Consider the following 19,895-nt stretch of genomic DNA (forward strand, 5'->3'; position numbering starts at 1 on the left):
TATCCAAGGGTAACAATTAAATGAGCCCACGCCGGACCAGGTCCTGGTGAGCCGATAACGGATCTTCGGCCAGGAACAAGTCAGTGATCTCGGTGGCTCTAGCGGACAACTCGGTGTGGTGGATGCACACCGTGGGTCCTGCAATCATTTTTGGGCAACTGACGCTATTCAAAAGTTTCGTCAGCTGTGAAAGGTTCATGGCTTTGCTGGAATACAGCAGCACGCCCCGTGCTTTCAGGTGATCGACCGCCAGCGCGAGCTCGCCGGCGGGGAGTGGCCAGTCGAACACCTCCACCGGACAATCGGCGCTGCTGATCAACCAGGCGGTGAGCCACAGGTGGGGCTCCAGCGGCAGGTCCGAGTGATTGATCAACAGCAGCGGCGCACTGCGCAACTGACGGTTGTTATGGTAGATGCGGGCGCCGAATTTGCTGCGTAGCCAGGAAAAGAAAAACACCCGTTCCATCTGTGCGCCGAACTGGCCTTGCCAACGTTGTTCCAGTTCCGCCAGCAACGGCATCAGCAGTTGTTCGCACACGATTCGCGGTGGGTACAGCGCCATGGCCTGGTTGACGGTGTCGTCGAGGGTACGTTCGTTCAGTTGGGTCATTGCGTGCAGCAGGGTGTGGCGCAGCACATGCCAATCGTTTTCGACCGATTCGGTCAAGGCCTGTGGGGTGTCGAGCAGTTGCTTGACCTGGCTGACGGCAACGCCGCGATCGAGCCAGGTCAGAATCGTCAGGATGCGTTGAACATGTTCGGCGCGGAACAGCCGGTGACCCTTGGGCGTACGTTGCGGCACGATCAGGCCATAACGCCGTTCCCAGGCGCGCAAGGTCACGGCGTTGACGCCGGTCTGGCGGGCCACTTCACGAATGGGCAACCAGCCGTCATCGAGGGCCTTCGCGAAGTCGGCGCCCACGCCTGCGCTGGCGCTGGCGTCGAGTGGGGTTTTCATCAGATCGCGTTTCGCAGGCTGAGATTTTCCGGGTGCGGCTGCAGGTAAACCTGCTGCGCGATGTACGGATCCGGATGCTGGCGAAAATAATGTTTGAGCAGGGTCAACGGCACCACCAGCGGCACGATGCCTTGGCGGTACTGGCCGATGACGTGCTGCACTTCCTGCTTGTCTTCGGCGCTGATCGCCTGTTTCAGGTAACCACTGATGTGCTGCAGGACATTGGTATGGGTGCGGCGCGTGGCGCATTTCTTCAAGGCGGCCATCAGTTCGCTGAAATAGCGTGGACCCAGTTCCCGGGGATCGCTGCGGCCCATGTTGCCCAGCAGATGGCCGAGGATTTTGTAGTGCACCGGGTTGTGGGCCATCAGCAGGTATTTGTAGCGCGAGTGAAAGTCTGTGAGGCCGCGGCGGGTCAGGCCTGCTTGGTGCAATTGCTGCCAGGCGCTGTAGGCGAATACGCGGGTCAGGAAGTTTTCCCGCAACACCGGATCGTTGAGTCGACCTTCTTCTTCCACCGGTAAATCCGGATGCAAAGCGCAAAAGGCCTGGGCGTAGATGCCGCGCCCACCGCCGTCCACCGGCACGCCGTTGGCGTGGTAGACCTTGACCCGTTCCAGGCCGCATGACGGCGATTTCTGCATGAAGATGTAGCCGCAGATATCGCTGAGCTCGGCCGCCATTTTCTGGCCATATTCAGCCAGTGGCCGCGTGACGTTGATCGCAGGATCGACTGAGCCGATGGCATCGGGTTGTTCGGGGCTACCCACCAGGCGGATGGGTTGGCGCGGGATGCCCAGGCCGATGGCAACTTCCGGACACACCGGGACGAAATCGAAGTAATCGGTGAGGGTCTGGCTGCACAGCCGCGACTGCTTGTGCCCGCCATTGAAGCGCACCTCGGCACCCATCAGGCAGGCGCTGATGGCGATTTTCGGTTTAACGGTGGGATGGGACATCGGGGCACCTCGAATCCAGACCTGTACAGAACTCCTGTTCTGTACAACATGACTTGATCATAGATTCAAAGGTGTACAAGTCAAATTATTTGTACAAGTATTCCGCGCTAACGCTATCCTCCTACTGTAAATGTGCATGCAAGCGGCGGGCGGCTTCCTGACCGCTGAGCCAGGCACCTTCCACACGCCCGGACAGGCACCAGTCGCCGCACACATAGAGGCCCAAGTCGGCATCGGCCAGCACACCCCATTCATGGCTGCTGGCGGGGCGGGCGTAGAGCCAGCGATGGGCAAGGCTGAAGGTTGGAGCGGGCATGGCGTCGTGCAACAGTTCAGCGAACGCGCCATGCAGCTGCTCGATCACCGCTTCCTTCGACAGGTCGATATGCTGCCGGCTCCAGGCACTGGTGGCATGCAGGACCCAGGTGTCCAGGGTGTTGTCGCGCCCGGGTTTGCTGCGATTGCGGGCCAGCCAGTCGAGTGGGCTGTCCTGCACGAAACAGCCTTCCATGGGCGTATCCAACGGCGTTTCGAAGGCCAGGGCGACAGCCCAGGTCGGGTCCATCTTCACCCCTGCGGCCGCCCCGGCGAGCTTCGGCGCGGAGGCCAGCAGCGCGGTGGCCTGCGGCGCTGGCGTGGCGATCACCACATGGCCGAACGGGCCGTGGGTGAAGCCTTCGGCGTCTTGCAGATGCCAGTGCTCTTCGCCGCGATAGACCTCCGTGATCCGGCAGGCGAACTGCACTTCCAGATCGCCAAGCAGGCCGCGGGTGATGGCGCTCATGCGTGGCGTACCGACCCAGCGGGTCTGTTCGTCCGGCGACAGGTTGAGCTGGCCGCCGTGGTAGGTGTAGAGCTGCGGCGTCCACTCGGCGACCCAGCCGTTGGCTTGCCAACGCTGGACTTCCGTGACGAAGCGGCGATCGCGCGCGGTAAAATACTGCGCGCCCAAGTCCAGGGCACCCGCATCGCTGCGTTTGCTCGACATGCGTCCGCCACTGCCGCGGCTTTTATCGAAAAGTTGCACGACATGCCCGGCCTCCGTAAGGGCCTGGGCGGCTGACAGTCCGGCGATGCCGGTGCCGATGATTGCGATAGGTACAGTCATAGGGGCCTCGTTTACCTTTCTGTACAGACTACGCCGGGGTTTAAACCTGTACAATATTGTTTTTTGGTATAACTTTTAGCGTTCTCGTTCTGACGGCTTGGCCTATTGTTAAACATAGAGCCTGCCCGATACCAAAGATCCCTGCTTATAAAAATAGACTAGTGATCAGGGTTAAACGCCACGCGAGGAAGAAGTCATGCACATATTGCTGACCGGCGGTACTGGTTTGATAGGACGTCAACTCTGTCGACACTGGTTGAGTCAGGGCCATCGTTTGACTGTGTTGAGTCGCACACCGGAAAAAGTCGCAAAAATTTGCGGACCACAGGTGCGCGGCGTCGCATTGTTCGAAGACCTCGGGCAAGAAACCGTCGATGCCGTTATCAATCTGGCGGGTGCACCGATTGCCGACCGGCCCTGGACCTCCAAACGCAAAGCGCTGCTCTGGAGCAGCCGGATCACGCTGACCGAAACCTTGCTGGCCTGGCTCGACAGCCGCGAACAGAAACCCCAGGTATTGATCTCGGGCTCCGCCGTTGGCTGGTATGGCGACGGTGGCGAACGGGAACTGACCGAGGAATCGCCCCCGGTCATCGATGATTTCGCCAGTCAGTTGTGCATCGCCTGGGAGGAAACCGCGCAGCGTGCCGAAGCCATGGGCATTCGCGTGATCCTTATCCGTACCGGGCTGGTGTTGTCGGCCGAGGGCGGCTTTTTGTCGCGGCTGCTGCTGCCGTTCAAACTGGGGCTGGGCGGGCCGATCGGCAACGGTCGCCAATGGATGCCGTGGATTCATATCAACGATCAAATCGCCCTGATTGATTTTCTTCTGCATCGCGAAGACGCCAGCGGTCCTTATAATGCCTGCGCGCCCCAGCCGGTGCGCAATCGTGAGTTTGCCAAGGCGCTGGGCAGCGTGTTGCATCGCCCGACGTTCATGCCGATGCCGGCCCTGGCTTTAAAAGTGTGTCTGGGCGAGTTGTCATTGCTGTTGCTTGGTGGCCAGAAGGCCGTACCGGCTCGCTTGCTGCAAGCGGGATTCACTTTCCGGTTCACTGATTTGCGCGCGGCTCTGGACGACCTGTCCAGCCGCCTTTGAAATAGGACGTTGCATGACCGATCACGCATTGCTTCTGGTCAACCTGGGCTCGCCTGCCTCCACTTCGGTGGCCGATGTGCGCAGTTATCTCAATCAATTTCTGATGGACCCTTATGTGATCGACTTGCCATGGCCGGTACGACGGTTGCTGGTATCGCTGATCCTGTTCAAGCGCCCGGAGCAATCGGCCCACGCCTATGCCTCGATCTGGTGGGAGGAAGGCTCGCCGCTGGTGGTGCTCAGCCGTCGCCTGCAACAGGCCATGACCGCGCAATGGATCCACGGTCCGGTGGAACTGGCGATGCGCTATGGCGAGCCGTCGATCGAGTCGACGCTGGTGCGCATGGCGGGGCAGGGGATTAAACGCATTACCTTGGCGCCTCTGTACCCGCAGTTCGCCGACAGCACGGTGACCACGGTGATCGAAGAAGCCAAAAGGGTCGTGCGTGAGCACAACCTCGATGTGCAGTTCGCGATTCTTCAGCCGTTCTACGACCAGCCGGAATACCTGGACGCGCTGGTAGCGAGTGCCAAGCCGCATTTGCAGGAGGATTTCGATCACTTGTTGTTGAGCTTCCATGGCTTGCCCGAGCGGCACCTGAAAAAACTCAACCCCGGTCACTGTTTCGAGGGCGGCGGCGATTGCTGCGCCTGTGCGCCACCGGAAGTGCTCGCGACCTGTTATCGCGGGCAGTGCCTGCGCACGGCAGCCGAGTTTGCCAAACGCATGGGGCTGCCGGACGGCAAGTGGTCGGTGTCGTTCCAGTCGCGGCTGGGCCGGGCCAAGTGGATCGAACCCTACACCGAAGCGCGCCTTGATGAGCTGGCTGGCATGGGCGTGAAAAAAGTGTTGGTGATGTGCCCGGCGTTTGTCGCCGATTGCATCGAGACGCTGGAAGAGATCGGTGATCGCGGCAAGGAGCAATTCCGCGAGGCGGGAGGGGAGGAGTTGGTGCTGGTGCCGTGCCTGAATGATGATCCGCAGTGGGCGCGGGCGTTGAACACGTTATGTGAGAGGGCGCCGTTGGCGCTGTAAAAGCTTCGCCGGCAAGCCGGCTCCTACACAGGTCGCGTGATCGACACAAAACCTGTAGGAGCCGGCTTGCCGGCGAAGGCGTCTGAAGCAGCAACAAAAACCCCAGGCTTACAACAACGACTCACCCGCCTTCTTGTGCTTCCAGCTGTCATTACCCGGCAGCAACAAATTCAGGGCAATCGCCGTCACCGCGCACAGCGCAATGCCTTTGAGGCCGAAGTCGTCCGGGCCAGTGCCGGTGCCGACCAGCACGCCGCCAATCCCGAATACCAGGGTTACCGAGACAATCACCAGGTTGCGCGCCTCGCTCAGGTCGATTTTATGGCGAATCAACGTGTTCATCCCCACCGCCGCGATCGAGCCAAACAACAGGCACAGAATCCCCCCCATCACGGGCACCGGGATGCTTTGCAGCAGCGCACCGAATTTGCCGACGAACGCCAGGCTGATGGCAAAGATCGCCGCCCAGGTCATGATTTTCGGGTTGTAGTTCTTGGTCAGCATCACCGCGCCCGTCACTTCGGCGTACGTGGTGTTGGGCGGACCACCGAACAGGCCGGCTGCGGTGGTCGCAATCCCGTCACCGAGCAGGGTACGGTGCAGGCCGGGCTTCTTCAGGTAATCGCGACCGGTGACGCTGCCCACGGCAATCACGCCGCCGATATGCTCGATAGCTGGAGCCAACGCCACCGGAATGATGAACAGAATCGCCTGCCAGTTGAATTCCGGCGCGGTGAAGTGCGGAATCGCAAGCCAGGGGGCTGCGGCGATCTTCGCGGTATCGACCACACCGAAATAGAACGCCATCGCGAAGCCCACCAGCACGCCGGAGATGATCGGCACCAGGCGAAAAATGCCTTTGCCGAACACCGCGACAATCAGGGTGGTCAGCAACGCCGGCATCGAGATCAACATCGCCGTCTGGTAATGAATCAGCTCGGTGCCGTCTTCCGCCTTGCCCATCGCCATGTTCGCGGCAATCGGCGCCATGGCCAGGCCGATGGAGATGATGACCGGGCCAATCACCACCGGTGGCAGCAAGCGGTCGATGAAACCTGTGCCTTTGATTTTCACGGCCAGGCCGAGGAAGGTATAGACGAAGCCTGCCGCCATCACACCGCCCATGGTCGCCGCGAGGCCGAATTGGCCCTTGGCGAGAATGATCGGGGTGATAAAGGCAAAGCTCGACGCCAGGAACACGGGCACCTGACGCCCGGTGACGATCTGGAACAGAATCGTCCCCAGGCCTGCAGTGAACAGTGCCACGTTCGGATCGAGGCCGGTAATCAGCGGCATCAACACCAGCGCACCGAACGCCACGAACAGCATCTGGGCACCAGACAGCACCGTGCGCCAGAGCGGATCGTTGAACTCATCCTGCATGGTCACGCGTCCTTCTGCTTGGTACCGAAGATCTTGTCACCGGCATCGCCCAGGCCTGGAATGATGTAACCGTGTTCGTTCAATTTTTGATCAATGGAGGCGGTGTAGATGGTCACGTCCGGGTGAGCCTTCTCCACGGCGGCGATGCCTTCTGGCGCCGCGACCAGCACCATGGCGCGAATGTCGCGGCAACCGGCCTTCTTCAGCAGGTCGATGGTGGCGACCATGGAACTGCCGGTGGCGAGCATCGGGTCGATGATCATCGCCAGGCGTTCGTTGATTTCCGGCACCAGCTTTTCCAGGTAGGTATGAGCCTGCAGGGTTTGTTCGTTGCGGGCCACGCCCACGGCGCTGACTTTGGCGCCCGGGATCAGGCTGAGCACGCCTTCGAGCATGCCGATACCGGCGCGCAGGATCGGCACCACGGTAATTTTCTTGCCGGCGATCTTCTCGACCGACACAGTGCCGGCCCAACCTTCGATATCGTAGGTTTCCAGCGGCAGGTCTTTGGTGGCTTCGTAAGTCAGCAGGGCACCGACTTCCTGAGCGAGCTCACGGAAATTCTTGGTGCTGATGTCGGCGCGGCGCATCAGGCCGAGTTTATGACGGATCAGCGGATGGCGGATCTCGAGGATGGGCATGGGAAAGGCTCCGGCGGCGGGCAAAAAAACCGGCCTAGATTAATCTATCCGAGGGTGTTGTCCTATAGACATAGAGTACGTTAGTCCACAAAGGCTTGATCTGGCCTCGCTTGATGCGTACCTTTGCCCGCTTTTCCGAATCCGTCACTCCCCCCAAACCCCCTGGAGAGCGCCATGTCCGCTGATCTCGAGCATATCCGTCAAATCATGCGAGAGGCTGACTGCCTGTACACCGAAGCTGAAGTCGAGGCGGCCATCGCCCGCGTCGGTGCACACATCAACGACCAGCTGGCTGATAGCAATCCGGTGGTGTTCTGTGTGATGAACGGCGGGCTGATTTTCGCCGGCAAGCTGCTCACCCATTTGCAGTTCCCGCTGGAAGCGTCCTACCTGCACGCCACCCGTTATCGCAACGAAACCAGCGGCGGCGACCTGTTCTGGAAGGCCAAGCCGGAAGTCTCGTTCATCGATCGCGACGTGCTGATCATCGACGACATCCTCGACGAAGGTCACACCCTGGGCGCGATCATCGACTTCTGCAAACACGCCGGCGCGCGCAAAGTGCACACCGCCGTGCTGATCGACAAGGACCACGACCGCAAGGCCCGTCCGGACCTGAAAGCCGATTTCGTCGGCCTGCCGTGCATCGACCGTTACATCTTCGGTTATGGCATGGACTACAAAGGCTACTGGCGTAACGCCAACGGGATTTTTGCGGTTAAAGGAATGTAAGCACATGACCACGCCGAGTTTTCTTGATCAAAACCTGTTCACTGGATTGGCCGAGAAAGCGGCGGCTAATCCGCGCGGGCGGCAGCATCACAACTTCCATCAGATGGAAGATGCCTGTCACCGGATGGCCGTAGGGTTGCAGCCGAACACCTACATCCCGCCTCACCGTCACCTGGGCGATAACAAGGCTGAAACCTTGCTGGTCCTCAAGGGGCGGCTTGGCCTGTTGATTTTCGATGAGTCCGGCGTGGTGGTGCGCAAACAAATCCTGCAGGCCGGTGGCGACTGTGTCGGCGTGGACCTGCCCGCGGGCGTGTTTCATGGCCTGGTGGTGCTGGAAGCTGACAGCCTGATGTTCGAGTGCAAGGCCGGTCCTTATCGCCCGGTCGGTGAGGGTGAGCTTGCTCAGTGGGCGCCCCGCGAAGGTGAGCCGGGGGTTGCCGAGTATCAGGCGTGGATGCGCGCGCAGTTCGATTGAGCTTCACCCCCCCCCTGTAGGAGCTGGCTTGCCAGCGAAGGCGTCATATCAGCCGGCATCCATGCAGCTGACACACCGCCTTCGCTGGCAAGCCAGCTCCTACAGGGGATCCGTGTTCACCGATCCACCTTTGAATCTGCGTGATAGAGTGCTCGGCCCCGCCCTCCGGAGCCTGTAATGAGCCTTTTGACCCGCAGCTGCGCCGCCTTGTTGCTGACCCTCAGTCTACCCCTGGCCGCCGCCCCGGCGCCGATGCACGCGCAGTTCCTGCCCCCGGATGACCTGACCCTGCGTGACGCGGCTCCCGAGCAGCAACAACTGCTGCAGGTCACCGACTACGCCGTGGTGGTGGGCAGCCAGCGCCAGTCCAATCAACAACCGATTCCGGTCACTTCCCCGTTGCTGATCCGCCTCAAGGGCAAACCCTTGAACAAGGGCGCGACCATCACCCAGGTGCTGGTCAACTTCGATGGCGAAAGCAAAAGCCTGAAAAAGCCGGTCTACGACGACAAGAGCAAAACCCTGACGCTGTTTTACCCGATGGCCCAGTACCGCGTGGTCATCGACCTGTTGCGCAATGACACGGTGTATTGCCAGTTCCTCAGCTACGCCAACGGCCATGTCTGGGCCGATCTGCACACCGGTGGCGTTCGTCCGCGTTGAGCCCGGCGGCAAGTGGGGGGTAAACTGCCCGCCCGTGAAAATGTCTGCGAGCTGGAGTCGGCAATGCGTAAAGATAAGAAGCAAGTGATTGGTGACGAGATCGGCGATGCGCAGATCAAACTGTTCCTCGATTTTGAGCCGGTCGACGCCACTTCGCCGTCGCTGCACAAGCTGATCAAGGCTTATCGCGGCCTGCGTATCGATGATTTCGAGCGTTTTCTGACGTTCTTCGTCGAAGCCGGCCTGGATCTGGACGGCAAGGATGAGCACGGCAATGACTTCGTTGCCCTGATCAAGGATCAGCGCAATGCGGCCGAGTACATCGAGTTGATCGCCAAGGCTCGCGGTTAACCATTACCTGTAGGAGCCAGGCTTGCCGGCGAAGGCGTCCGTGAGATCGCTTTCGCCGGCAAGCCTGGCTCCTACAGAGGCACAAAAAAACGCCCCGTTTTCAATGAAAACGGGGCGTTTTTCATGCTGCCGAATCAAGCGTAGCTTTCGGTCTCGCTGCTGGCTTCAACCAGTTCCAGTGCGATGTTGTTCTGCACATTGATCTTGCGATACAGCGCGGCATCGGTTTCCAGAACTTTTTCCCGGGCCGGGAAGATTTCCGCCAGTTTGGCAGCCCATTCGCTGGAGGCTTTGTTCGGGAAACATTTTTCGATCAGCTCGAGCATGATCGAAACCGTCACCGAAGCACCAGGCGAAGCGCCGAGCAGTGCCGCCAGGGAACCGTCCTTGGCCGCGACCAGTTCGGTACCGAACTGCAGGACGCCGCCCTTTTTCGGATCTTTCTTGATGATTTGCACCCGTTGGCCAGCCACTTCCAGGCGCCAGTCTTCGGCTTTCGCCTGAGGGTAGAAGCGACGCAGGGATTCCAGGCGCTGCTCCATCGACTGCATGACTTCGCTGACCAGGTACTTGGTCAGGTCCATGTTGTTTTTCGCCACGGCCAGCATCGGGCCGATGTTGCCGGCGCGAACCGACATCGGCAGGTCCATGAAGGAGCCGTGCTTGAGGAACTTGGTGGTGAACCCGGCGTAAGGCCCGAACAGCAGGGACTTCTTGCCGTCGACCACACGGGTGTCCAGGTGCGGCACCGACATTGGTGGCGAACCGACTGCAGCCTGGCTGTAGACCTTGGCCTGGTGGTGCTTGACCACTTCCGGGTTGTCGCAACGCAGCCACTGGCCGCTGATCGGGAAGCCGCCGAAGCCTTTGCTTTCTTCGATGCCCGAAGCCTGCAACAGCGGCAGGGCCGCGCCACCGGCGCCGAGGAAGACGAATTTGGCATCGACTTCGCGGGTGTTGCCGCTGTTGACGTCCTTGATGCTGACGGTCCAGCCGCTGCCGTTACGCTTCAGGCCGGTGACGCGCTTGCAGTACTTGACCTGGGCATCGGGTGCGCTGGTCAGGTGCGCGAGCAATTGATTGGTCAGGGCGCCGAAGTTGACGTCGGTGCCATTGATGACGCGAGTGGCGGCGACGACTTCGTCGGCCGGCCGGCCGGGCATCATCAGCGGCATCCACTCGGCCATGGTGGCCTTGTCTTCGGTGTATTCCATGTCTGCGAAGGCGTGATGCTTGCTCATCACCTCGAAACGTTCCTTGAGGAAGGAAACGCCAGCGTCACCCTGGACGAAGCTCAGGTGCGGCACCGGGCTGATGAAGGTCTTGGACGAACCGAAGGTGCCTTTTTTGGTCAGGTAGGTCCAGAACTGCTTCGACACCTCGAACTGGGTATTGATGTGCACGGCTTTCTTGATGTCGACGGTGCCGTCGGCGGCCTGTGGCGTGTAGTTGAGCTCGCACAGCCCGGCGTGGCCGGTCCCGGCGTTGTTCCACGGGTTTGAACTCTCCGCGGCACCGGAATCCATCAGCTCGACGACTTCCAGCTTGATCGCGGGGTCGAGCTCTTTGAGCAGTACCGCCAGGGTGGCACTCATGATGCCGGCCCCAACCAGTACTACGTCGACTGCTTCGTTATGCGCCATTTAACGCGTCTCCAAAATCTGCAGCACCAAATTGTCGGCATGGCTGCCAGGTGTTCCGGGGCGTGTCAGTGATGCCCCAAGTACCATGGCAGGATCGCCATGTCCGAATCTTCGCAATTTTTCGCAACTTCGACGGACGCTACCGACCGGGCCCAAAAGAGCTACATGAACTCACTTCAGCGCGCGGCTGGCAATTCGACTTATGGTCGATACATCCGTTTGTGCAACCAAATCCGTAGCGGACAGGCTTCAGGCTCCGGTGTTCGAGGAATACTCGGTCCTGTGTCGTTGGGCTGTTTCAGACGCTAATGGTGCATATTCAGACGCAAAACTATTCATTTGCTCGCCACACTCTTGTGAAGTTGTGAAAACCCGTTTTTTTCACGCTCTTTTGAAGACGTGAACCTCAAAAAGGGCTGTCCCAGCCTGGCACCGTGCCCGGATGGATGGCCGCCATGCAATACATGACAGTCAAAACGGGCAAACAGCTCAGTGACCGAGCGTAATGACAGCTCTGCAGATTCGCGAAAAGTGGGGTATTGCTTAAGGGAACAGCAAGCACGCCAGCTTCACTCGATCTGTGTGGGCGGCTCTCTGTGGGCGGTGCGGGGTGCCAATACCTGGGTATTGACGATGCTGCGAGGCCCGATCAGGAGACGTCCTTATAATCGGGGGGAGATTGTAGCGAAGAAACGCAGGGAGATGGTCGAGTTTGATCAGTTTTATTAGGCGTTCGGTCAGGTGGTCAACAGATGTTGCACTCGCGCGCGTGGTTGGCGCTGGTTGATGCGGGCATTGGCGGGCAGGGGATGGTGCAGCCAGTTGAGGCGGATTTCTTCGATTTCGACCCAGCCATCGCCCATGGGCTGGAGGCTGCACTGCTTGAATGCCTGGCAGTGGCCATTGCGGTCGAGCAGGGCGAAGCAGCGATGCAGCGGGCGTGGGGCGAACAGCGAGATGAGATAACGCATGGCGAAGTACCTTGGGGGACTGCTGTGAAGATTGGCATTGAGTCGTGACGCGAAAGTGTATGAGCGGTGACAGGTGTGTGACAGGTGTCGCGGTCTGAAAAGTGTGTGGGACTCTTCCGTAATGGTTGCGCTGGTTCGCTGCAGTGGCGCACCGCTATACTGCGGGCTTGTTTGTGCCTGAATTCTGGAGAGAAGAGCATGTTGCAACGCCTGTTGTTCGGTTTGATGACTGTGACCAGTTTGACCCTGGTCGGCTGCGCCCACAGCCCGCAACAACTGAATCCGGAACCCAAGCTGACGACGCAGTTGGCACCGGTCGGCCGTGGCCAGCCGGTGGTGGTGCGCGTGGTGGATGGTCGTCCGTCGCCAACCCTGGGCACCCGCGGGGGCTTGTATCCCGAGACCAGTGCGATCACCGTGCAGGGCGCGCAGATTCTGCCGAAATTGCAGGCCCAGGCCGAAGCGGCCGTGCGTTTGCTGGGCTTTACCCCGACGTCCAACGCGATGAACGCGCCGCAACTGACCGTGACCCTGGCGGAGCTTAAATACCAATCGCCCAAGGAAGGCCTGTACGTGACCGAGGCGACCATTGGCGCGACCTTCCGCTCCGATGTGCAGAACGCCAACCGCCGTTACAGCGGCCGCTACGGTGCCTCCCTGGACCAGCGTTTCGGTATGGCGCCCAATCAGGAAACCAATACCAAGCTGGTCAGTGATGTGTTGAGCGATGCGTTGACGCGTCTGTTCAAGGATCCGACGATTGGCCAGATTCTCAACGAATAACGCGATCCCCCCCTGTAGGAGCTGGCTTGCCAGCGAAGGCGTCGTCACAGCCAGCAATGATGCTGACTGACACTCCCTTTCGCCGTAGGAGTCGGCTTGCTGGCGAAGGGGGTGCTGGATTTGCGGTGATCTTGAGATCGCCTTCGCTGGCAAGCCAGCTCCTACAGGGGGGCGGTGTTGGGTTCGGCGGGTAGCGCACGACAGGCTGACGCTGGACAGCAATCTGCCAAATGGTGCGTTATTTGTCGCAAAGGGCGCCGCCGCAGGGGGGCATTCGGTAGAATCCGCGCCGCGGTCGTCGGTTCGGCGCCTGCCACAGCTGTTTTTTCCGAGGTTTGTGATGTCGCTGCATTTGATGACGCTGTTTACCGCCCATCCCGCCAAATTGATCAACCTGCTGGCCTTGCTGTTTGCCTTCCCTGGCAGCTGGCTGCTGCATGCGACCCGTCGTCGTGAGCAGCGTGCGCTGGCGAGCATCGACGCGCAACGCCAGCGTCGTCCTGGCGAAGAGCCCGATCTGGATTGGGCGACCTTGCGCATGAACCGGTTTTTCTACCGCTTCGGTTTCGCCTGCCTGGGGTTGGCGCTGTTGGTGTCGTGGATCAGCACACAGGTCTAGATCGTTAAAGCACAAGATCCCGGATAAAGAAAACGGCGCCCGAGGGCGCCGTTGTCGTATCAAGCCGTTACCTTACAAAGGCAATCCCGCCTTGACCCGGTACTGATTGCGCACCGGCATCGCATATTGCAGCACCAGGAACGGGCGATGTTCTTCCGGGCATGCCTCCAGGCGTCGCTGCCATTCCTCCTGCGCCTTGGCCAGTTCGTCGGCCGTGAACACCTCGGTGGCTTTCGGCACCTGCAATTGCGGGTCGGCGTCTTTCCACTGCGCATAGGCCAGGTAATGCACCGGGAATAACCGGTAGCCGCCGAGAATCTGCTTGTCCATCTCGATCGCCAATTGCTTGGTGTCTTCGAACAGCTGAGTGATCGGCGCGGCGAAGTTCACATGGACGCGGCCCTTGTAGCCGGTGATGCCCTTGGCGATGCTCACGTCGTCCTCGCCCGGCACCTTGGTGTAGCTGCCAGTCGTGGCGCGGATGAACAGCTCGCGAGCCTTGGCCTGGTCGCACGGGTCGTACTCGTAGCTGATCGACACCGGAGTGACGTTCAGCGAACGGATGACTTCGCCGAAGGGCTCGTCCTTGCGGCTCATGTGGAACATCTTGAGGATCGCCGATTCGGTGCGATCGTCGCCGTCCTTGGCGCGACCTTCGGCCTGGGCGATCCAGATCGACGCGCAATCGTTACGGATAGAGTGGTTGATGTAGGCCGACAGCAGTTGGTAGGCCGCCATCTTTTCGCGCCGACCGCTGATCGAACGGTGCACGATGAAGCTCTTGTTCAGGCGCATCAGGTCGCTGACGAAGGGCTTTTGCAGCAGGTTGTCGCCAATCGCGATGCGGGGTGTCGGCAGGCCTGCGTGGTACACCGCGTAGTTGACGAAGGCCGGGTCCATCACGATGTCGCGGTGGTTGGCGATGAACAGATAGGCGCTGCCGGACTTGAACTGCTCGACACCGGTGTACGTCACGCCGTCGGTGGCTCGCTCGATGGTGTGGTCGACGTAGAACTCGACTTTGTCCTGCAACGTGGCCACCGAATTGACGCCGGCGAACTCACGGCGCAGTCGATGAGCTATAAGAGGTTTGAGCATCCAGCCGAAGGCACCGGCATAACGCGGGAAGCGGAAGTGGATGAGGATATCTAGAAACGCCTTGTCACCAAGCAGCCGATCCAGCACTGCCGGGACTTCGCTATCGTCGTAAGGTCGGATGGCATCGAATTCGCCCATCATGCTCTCTTGTTGGAAACGGCTAGGGTAAGTAAAGGTTTTGATCGAAAACCAACGGGGCACGGTCTGAAAAAGTAGCCAGACAAAAATAGCCCTGCAAATAGACCGGCGATTATACGCACAAGTCACCTGGGAGACCGCGATGCTGGAAACCGAGCGCTACGAATGTCCGTATTGTGGGGAAGAGGCTGAAGCTGTTCTGGACTTGTCCGGCGGCGATCAGACGTATATCGAAGATTGTCCGGTGTGTTGTCGCCCCATTACGTTTGTCCTGCAGACCGACGGTCAAGAATGGTTGCTCGAAGTTCACAGCGAAAACGAATGAAAAGGGGCGCGCCATGCAGCGAATCTACGAGCCGGAAAACCTGATGGAAGGGGAGTTGCTGCAAGGTATGTTGGCCAGCGAGGGCATCGAGGCGCATCTGGTGGGGCGAGATTTGCTCGGGGGCACCGGCGAATTGCCGATCTTCGGCCTGCTGGGGCTGTCGGTCGATAACGATCAGGCTGCCTACGCCAGGGAACTGATCACCGCGTACAATGCAGCGCTGCCGCTGTCCGGCGACGAACCGGAGAGTTTTCCCGGCACCCTGGTCTGTTAGGCTGGTGTTCGTTTTATCTAGAGTTGTGTGGCCCCATGTGTGGACGTTATGCCCTGTTTCGCTGGAACCCCGCCTTCGCGGCCCTGCCTGGCTTCCCCGCCGACCAACAGGCCCAGTGGAATATTTCTCCCAACGATTCGGTGTTGATGCTGCGCGCCGGCAGTGATGGCCAGCGTGAGTTGGCCCGTGCCCGTTGGGGGCTGACCCCGCCGTGGTTGACCGACCTGTCCCGCACCCCGGCCCATGCCCGCGCCGAAACCGTGGCCGAACAGCCGATGTTCCGCGAGGCCCTGCGGTCGCGCCGCTGCCTGCTGCCGGCCAACGGTTTCTACGAATGGCGCGGCACCGCCCGCAAACGCCCCTACTGGCTGACCCCGGCAGAGGGCTCGGCGCTGTTCTTTGCGGCGATCTGGGAGGCTTATCCGGTGCAGGAACAGGTATGGCTGAGTACGGCGGTGATCACCCAGCCGGCGGCGAGTCAGCGTCGGCCGCTGATTCTCGACGCAGCGGGGCAGGAAGCGTGGCTCAATCCCGAAACACCGCTGCATGGGTTGCAGGCGCTGCTTGCCGGTGAGCCCACGGCGTTGCGCGAGCGGGTGCTGGCGAACATGGTGAATGATCCGAAGCTGAATGGGCCGGAGTGTCTGACGCCGGGTTGAGTCGGCGCCTGTGCTGGCCTTGGACTATGACCCGCCCCGCTGCCGCTCTCGACTCACCCGCCGTGAAATTTTTTACCGCAGCGATGGGAGCTTTATCCGAAATATCAGTCTGCATGTCTGATGTATCTGGCGTCGATACCCATCCGCGCCTAGGATACCCGGCATGTTTTCAGGGAGTTTTTTGATGAGCAAGACATTGGTTTTGTGTGCGCTGAGCGCAGGTTTGCTGCTCGCCGGTTGTCAGTCGGTCAATACCACCAGCGGTGGCGCTGTAGGCGTTGAGCGCAAGCAGTACATGTTCAGCATGTTGTCGACGGATGAGGTCAACCAGATGTACGCCCAGTCTTATCAAAAGACAGTGGGCGAGGCGACCAGCAAAGGTGTGCTGGACAAGACCAGTAACGACGCCAAGCGCGTCCAGGCGATTGCCGACCGGCTGATTGCCCAGGCGCCGAAATTTCGTCCGGACTCGGCGCAGTGGAAGTGGGAAGTCAATCTGATCAAGAGCGATGAACTCAATGCCAACTGCGGGCCTGGCGGCAAGATCTTTTTCTACACCGGGCTGATTGACAGCCTGAGCCTGACCGACGATGAAATTGCCGCGATCATGGGCCATGAAATTGCCCACGCCTTGCGCGAGCACGGTCGGGAAGCGATGTCCAAGGCCTACGGTATCGAGATGGCCAAGCAGGGTGCAGGTGCCTTGTTCGGCCTGGGCCAGGACAGCCTGGCGCTGGCGGACACCGTGGCTAACTACGGCATGACCTTGCCCAACAGCCGATCCAATGAAAACGAGGCGGACTTGATCGGCCTGGAACTGGCCGCTCGCGCCGGTTACAACCCGAATGCCGCGATCACCCTGTGGAACAAGATGAGCAAGGCCTCGGAAGGTTCGCCGCCGGAGTTCATGAGCACTCACCCGGCTTCGTCGAGTCGTATCGCTTCGTTGCAGGCGGCGATTCCTAAGGTCATGCCGCTGTACGAGCAGGCCAAGAAATCCTGATGTTCATATAGGGCAGCTGCTGACGCCTTCGCTGTAGGATCGCCGCACCGCTCGCTCCTACAGCGAAGAACGATTACGCGGTGCTACTGACTAAACGCGTCAAACCCACCCACTGCTCTGCATCGCCTTGTACACCGCGACAATGGCCAGGATGAGAAACGCCGACGCCGCCAGGCGACGGATCAAGGTCAGTGGCAGCTTGTCCGCGGCAAAGTTACCCGCCAGCACCACCGGCACGTTGGCAATCAGCATGCCGAGGGTGGTGCCGATGATCACCAGCCACAGCTCCGGGTACTGCGCAGCGAGCATCACGGTGGCGACCTGGGTCTTGTCCCCCATCTCGGCAAGGAAAAACGCGATCAACGTCGTCAGGAACGGTCCGAACTTGCGGGCGGTGCTGGCTTCGTCGTCGTCCATCTTGTCCGGCACCAGGGTCCACAGCGCCGTCGCGGCGAAGCTGGCGGCAAGGATCCAGTGCAGCGTGGCATCCGAGAAGAAACTACCGAACCAGGCGCCTACCGCACCGGCTGCGGCATGGTTGGCCAGGGTCGCGGCGACGATGCCGGCGATGATTGGCCAGGGTTTGCGAAAACGGGCAGCCAGAATGAGCGCGAGCAGTTGCGTCTTGTCGCCGATTTCGGCCAAGGCAACGATTGCGGTGGGAACGAGTAGAGAATCCAGCATCAGGGTTTTCCTAAGGGGCGGGTCGACACGGCTATGACACGTACAGCCTTCCCGCCCCGGGTAAGGTGTTCGTGTCATAGGTCTTGTCAAACCCTGCGTTCCGTCTGATGCGGACGCTGGGGTCGCATACGCCATGGTCTGTTGACCAAGTATGTTGACGTATGCCGGACGAGCATGGCGCTCGTGGGAGACTACTCCCCTAGGACGGAGCGGATTCTGCCTAGGCAAATCCGATTGAGCAAGCCTCTTTTTGTAAAAGAAGTGTCAGCCGCGCTTGGCCCTGTAGATCCTGAAACCTTGCCCTTCAGCCTTGATTGCACAGACACCCAGGTGCTCTTCGATCAGCGGCTGATACTTCAGGAAGCTATTGGCTACCAGCCGCAGTTCGCCACCATTTTTCAGATGTTTGGCCGCTTTTCGCAGCAAGTTCTCTGTGGCGTGATAGTCGGTATGGACCCCGACATGGAAGGGCGGGTTGCTCAGAATGGCACTTAAACCCATGGGGGCGGCATCGATTCCGTCACCGGTAATGACGTCCGCCTCAAGGCCGTTGGCAGCCAAAGTCAGGCGACTGCTGGCAGCGGCAAACGCATCCACATCAAGCAAAGTGACCAGGTTGTGCGGATAGCGACGTTTCACCGCCGCCCCCAACACACCGGCGCCGCAACCGAAGTCCAGCAGGTGGCCGCTCGGCAACTTGTCCAGGTGTTCCAGCAGCAAGGCGCTGCCGCGATCCAGTCGGCCGTGGCTGAATACACCGGGCAGGCTGATGACTTTCAATGGGCCTTCGGCCAACGGCAGCTCATATTCCTGGGCCAGGCTTTCCAGTGGTTTGGCTTGCGGCGCATTGGCCACGGTGACCTGCCAGAGCTGGCAATGCCGCGCGCTGTCGAGTTTGCGCGGTTTGCCGAAGGGGGTCAGCTGCTTGGCCGCGCCCTCGATGCCGCTGCGCTTTTCGCCGACCAGGTACACCTCGCGCCCGGCCAGGCGCGAGGCGACGGCATTGAGGATGTAATCGGTCAGGTCCTTGGACTTGGGCAGAAACACCACGGCGGCGTCGAACCCGTGCTCCGGCACCGTTACGCCAAAATGGCTGCGCTCGGCAAACCGCGCATCCAGCGCCGCTTGATCGCCGGCATGCCAGCACCAGCCATGGGCATCGGGCAGGCGGCCCAGCAGATCGTCGGCGGGCAAGCCGGCCAACAGGACCGAACCCTGGAATAACTCAGCCTGACGAAGCAGTACTTCACTGCGCGGATCCATACTCTGCTCCTGGAAAAAAAGTGCCGCAGTTTATCAACTGACGACCCGCAGCGCTGTACCGCTGAAATATCCCTGGGCGTTTTCGGTCAACTGGCCAACGATCCGCTGCCGCGCTTCGCGACTGCCCCAGGCATTGTGCGGGGTGACGATCAGCCGTGGGATGTCATGGGCCAGCAGCGGATTGCCAGCGGTCGGTGGCTCGACGCTCAGCACGTCGGTGGCCGCGCCGCCCAGATGACCGTTGCGCAAGGCGTCGGCCAAGGCCTGTTCGTCGATCAGGCCACCGCGAGCGGTGTTGATCACGAAGGCGCCGGGTTTCATCGATGCAAGTTCACGGGCACCGATGAAGTGGCGGGTGTGTTCGTTGAGCGGGCAGTGCAGGGTCAGCGCGTCGATTTGCGGCAGCAGTTCAGCCAGTGGCAAGCGATCCGGCCGGGCCGGGCGTCCCGGAATCTGCCCCAGCAACACACGCATGCCGAACGCTTCGGCCAGCCGTGCGACCGCGCCGCCCAATTCGCCGTGACCGAGCAAACCGAGGGATTTGCCTTCCAGTTCGACGATCGGATAGTCCAGCAGGCAGAACTGTTTCGCCTGCTGCCAGCGACCTTCGCCAACGGCTTTCTGATAGTCGGCCAGGCGTGTCGCCAGATTGAGCAGCAACATGATCGTATGCTGGGCCACCGACGGCGTGCCATAGCCCTGGCAGTTGCATACGGTGATGCCATGGGCACGGGCTGCCGCGAGGTCGACATTGTTGGTGCCGGTAGCGGTGATCAGGATCAGCTTCAGCTCGGGACTGGCGGCGATGGTATCGGCATCGATCAGGATTTTGTTGCTGATGGCGACGGTGGCGCCCTTCAGGCGGTCGATGACCTGGTCTGGCGTGGTTTGCGCGAACAACTGCAATTCGCTGAAACAGGCGCGCAACGGACTGAGGTCGAGATCGCCCAGGTCCAGGGAGGGATGGTCGAGGAAAACGGCGCGGCGAGAGTTCGTCATCAACTGTACCTTTTGTGCATTGAACTGA

General features: G+C 60.4%; 23 protein-coding genes and 1 riboswitch. Of the genes, 12 read left to right on the top strand and 11 right to left on the bottom strand.

Features of this window, described 5'->3' with window-relative positions:
• Nucleotides 1–16: 16 nt before the first annotated feature.
• The 3 genes from BZ163_RS28505 to BZ163_RS28515 all read right to left on the bottom strand — a co-directional run bounded on the left by BZ163_RS28505 (nt 17) and on the right by BZ163_RS28515 (nt 3,025).
• Entirely contained in the window at nt 17–958 is a 942-nt protein-coding gene (locus BZ163_RS28505; protein ID WP_128873689.1) for a MerR family transcriptional regulator, read from the bottom strand.
• The gene (locus tag BZ163_RS28510; protein WP_128873690.1) at nt 958–1,917 is read right to left on the bottom strand and encodes a DUF523 and DUF1722 domain-containing protein; all 960 of its coding nucleotides are present in this window, start codon (nt 1,915–1,917) and stop codon (nt 958–960) included. The genes BZ163_RS28505 and BZ163_RS28510 overlap by 1 nt, the downstream gene beginning before the upstream one ends.
• Before the next feature lie 121 nt (nt 1,918–2,038).
• Complete coding sequence (locus tag BZ163_RS28515) at nt 2,039–3,025, bottom strand: NAD(P)/FAD-dependent oxidoreductase (RefSeq protein ID WP_128873691.1); 987 nt, start codon at nt 3,023–3,025, stop codon at nt 2,039–2,041.
• Nucleotides 3,026–3,221: 196 nt separating this feature from the next.
• Here BZ163_RS28515 and BZ163_RS28520 point away from each other — a divergent pair, with 196 nt between their 5' ends.
• Together BZ163_RS28520 and hemH are read left to right on the top strand one after the other, a co-directional pair.
• Complete coding sequence (locus tag BZ163_RS28520) at nt 3,222–4,124, top strand: TIGR01777 family oxidoreductase (RefSeq protein WP_128873692.1); 903 nt, start codon at nt 3,222–3,224, stop codon at nt 4,122–4,124.
• A 13-nt stretch (nt 4,125–4,137) separates the two neighbouring features.
• Complete coding sequence (hemH, locus tag BZ163_RS28525) at nt 4,138–5,160, top strand: ferrochelatase (RefSeq protein ID WP_128873693.1); 1,023 nt, start codon at nt 4,138–4,140, stop codon at nt 5,158–5,160.
• A 108-nt stretch (nt 5,161–5,268) separates the two neighbouring features.
• Here the strand turns inward: hemH and BZ163_RS28530 are convergent, their stop codons facing one another.
• Together BZ163_RS28530 and upp are read right to left on the bottom strand one after the other, a co-directional pair.
• Entirely contained in the window at nt 5,269–6,543 is a 1,275-nt protein-coding gene (locus BZ163_RS28530) for a uracil-xanthine permease family protein (protein WP_128873694.1), read from the bottom strand.
• Nucleotides 6,544–6,545: 2 nt separating this feature from the next.
• Entirely contained in the window at nt 6,546–7,184 is a 639-nt protein-coding gene (gene upp, locus BZ163_RS28535; protein ID WP_128873695.1) for a uracil phosphoribosyltransferase, read from the bottom strand.
• A gap of 174 nt (nt 7,185–7,358) precedes the next feature.
• On the opposite strand from upp, the gene BZ163_RS28540 reads away from it, so the two are divergent.
• From BZ163_RS28540 to BZ163_RS28555, 4 genes are all read left to right on the top strand, one after another.
• Entirely contained in the window at nt 7,359–7,916 is a 558-nt protein-coding gene (locus tag BZ163_RS28540) for a hypoxanthine-guanine phosphoribosyltransferase (protein WP_128873696.1), read from the top strand.
• 4 nt (nt 7,917–7,920) lie between these two features.
• Nucleotides 7,921–8,394 (top strand): WbuC family cupin fold metalloprotein, encoded by a 474-nt coding sequence (locus tag BZ163_RS28545; RefSeq protein WP_128873697.1) that lies wholly within the window; start codon nt 7,921–7,923, stop codon nt 8,392–8,394.
• 177 nt (nt 8,395–8,571) lie between these two features.
• On the top strand, nt 8,572–9,057 hold the full coding sequence (locus BZ163_RS28550) for a hypothetical protein (RefSeq protein WP_128873698.1): 486 nt from the start codon (nt 8,572–8,574) through the stop codon (nt 9,055–9,057).
• A 63-nt stretch (nt 9,058–9,120) separates the two neighbouring features.
• Nucleotides 9,121–9,408 carry a PA4642 family protein gene (locus tag BZ163_RS28555; protein WP_059406169.1) on the top strand — a complete coding sequence of 96 codons (288 nt, stop codon included), beginning with the start codon at nt 9,121–9,123 and terminating at the stop codon, nt 9,406–9,408.
• Between the two features lie 134 nt (nt 9,409–9,542).
• Here the strand turns inward: BZ163_RS28555 and mqo are convergent, their stop codons facing one another.
• Both mqo and BZ163_RS28565 read right to left on the bottom strand, forming a co-directional pair.
• Nucleotides 9,543–11,051 carry a malate dehydrogenase (quinone) gene (gene mqo, locus BZ163_RS28560; protein ID WP_128873699.1) on the bottom strand — a complete coding sequence of 503 codons (1,509 nt, stop codon included), beginning with the start codon at nt 11,049–11,051 and terminating at the stop codon, nt 9,543–9,545.
• A gap of 737 nt (nt 11,052–11,788) precedes the next feature.
• Nucleotides 11,789–12,022, bottom strand: coding sequence for a hypothetical protein (locus tag BZ163_RS28565; protein ID WP_128873700.1), 234 nt, complete (start codon nt 12,020–12,022; stop codon nt 11,789–11,791).
• Between the two features lie 198 nt (nt 12,023–12,220).
• On the opposite strand from BZ163_RS28565, the gene BZ163_RS28570 reads away from it, so the two are divergent.
• Both BZ163_RS28570 and BZ163_RS28575 read left to right on the top strand, forming a co-directional pair.
• A complete protein-coding gene (locus BZ163_RS28570) occupies nt 12,221–12,805 on the top strand; it encodes a YajG family lipoprotein (RefSeq protein ID WP_128873701.1) in 585 nt (194 codons plus the stop codon).
• Between the two features lie 340 nt (nt 12,806–13,145).
• Complete coding sequence (locus tag BZ163_RS28575) at nt 13,146–13,424, top strand: hypothetical protein (protein WP_128873702.1); 279 nt, start codon at nt 13,146–13,148, stop codon at nt 13,422–13,424.
• A 72-nt stretch (nt 13,425–13,496) separates the two neighbouring features.
• On the opposite strand, the gene BZ163_RS28580 is transcribed toward BZ163_RS28575, so the two are convergent.
• Nucleotides 13,497–14,663: a 1-acyl-sn-glycerol-3-phosphate acyltransferase gene (locus BZ163_RS28580; protein WP_128873703.1), complete on the bottom strand. Its 1,167-nt coding sequence runs from the start codon at nt 14,661–14,663 to the stop codon at nt 13,497–13,499.
• A 139-nt stretch (nt 14,664–14,802) separates the two neighbouring features.
• On the opposite strand from BZ163_RS28580, the gene BZ163_RS28585 reads away from it, so the two are divergent.
• The 4 genes from BZ163_RS28585 (at nt 14,803) to BZ163_RS28600 (ending at nt 16,921) form a co-directional block, all read left to right on the top strand.
• Entirely contained in the window at nt 14,803–14,985 is a 183-nt protein-coding gene (locus BZ163_RS28585; RefSeq protein WP_008153387.1) for a CPXCG motif-containing cysteine-rich protein, read from the top strand.
• A gap of 13 nt (nt 14,986–14,998) precedes the next feature.
• Nucleotides 14,999–15,259 (top strand): putative signal transducing protein, encoded by a 261-nt coding sequence (locus BZ163_RS28590; RefSeq protein WP_128873704.1) that lies wholly within the window; start codon nt 14,999–15,001, stop codon nt 15,257–15,259.
• A gap of 35 nt (nt 15,260–15,294) precedes the next feature.
• A complete protein-coding gene (locus tag BZ163_RS28595; protein WP_128873705.1) occupies nt 15,295–15,918 on the top strand; it encodes an SOS response-associated peptidase in 624 nt (207 codons plus the stop codon).
• Between the two features lie 184 nt (nt 15,919–16,102).
• Nucleotides 16,103–16,921 (top strand): M48 family metallopeptidase, encoded by an 819-nt coding sequence (locus tag BZ163_RS28600; protein ID WP_128873706.1) that lies wholly within the window; start codon nt 16,103–16,105, stop codon nt 16,919–16,921.
• A gap of 99 nt (nt 16,922–17,020) precedes the next feature.
• Here the strand turns inward: BZ163_RS28600 and BZ163_RS28605 are convergent, their stop codons facing one another.
• From BZ163_RS28605 to BZ163_RS28615, 3 genes are all read right to left on the bottom strand, one after another.
• Entirely contained in the window at nt 17,021–17,605 is a 585-nt protein-coding gene (locus BZ163_RS28605; RefSeq protein WP_128873707.1) for a TMEM165/GDT1 family protein, read from the bottom strand.
• An 89-nt stretch (nt 17,606–17,694) separates the two neighbouring features.
• Nucleotides 17,695–17,817, bottom strand: a riboswitch (yybP-ykoY riboswitch).
• A 52-nt stretch (nt 17,818–17,869) separates the two neighbouring features.
• Complete coding sequence (locus BZ163_RS28610; RefSeq protein ID WP_128873708.1) at nt 17,870–18,868, bottom strand: class I SAM-dependent methyltransferase; 999 nt, start codon at nt 18,866–18,868, stop codon at nt 17,870–17,872.
• A 33-nt stretch (nt 18,869–18,901) separates the two neighbouring features.
• Complete coding sequence (locus BZ163_RS28615) at nt 18,902–19,867, bottom strand: 2-hydroxyacid dehydrogenase (RefSeq protein ID WP_128873709.1); 966 nt, start codon at nt 19,865–19,867, stop codon at nt 18,902–18,904.
• Between the last annotated feature and the right edge of the window lie 28 nt (nt 19,868–19,895).

Source organism: Pseudomonas sp. VI4.1, from assembly GCF_002029345.1.
Taxonomy (GTDB): domain Bacteria; phylum Pseudomonadota; class Gammaproteobacteria; order Pseudomonadales; family Pseudomonadaceae; genus Aquipseudomonas.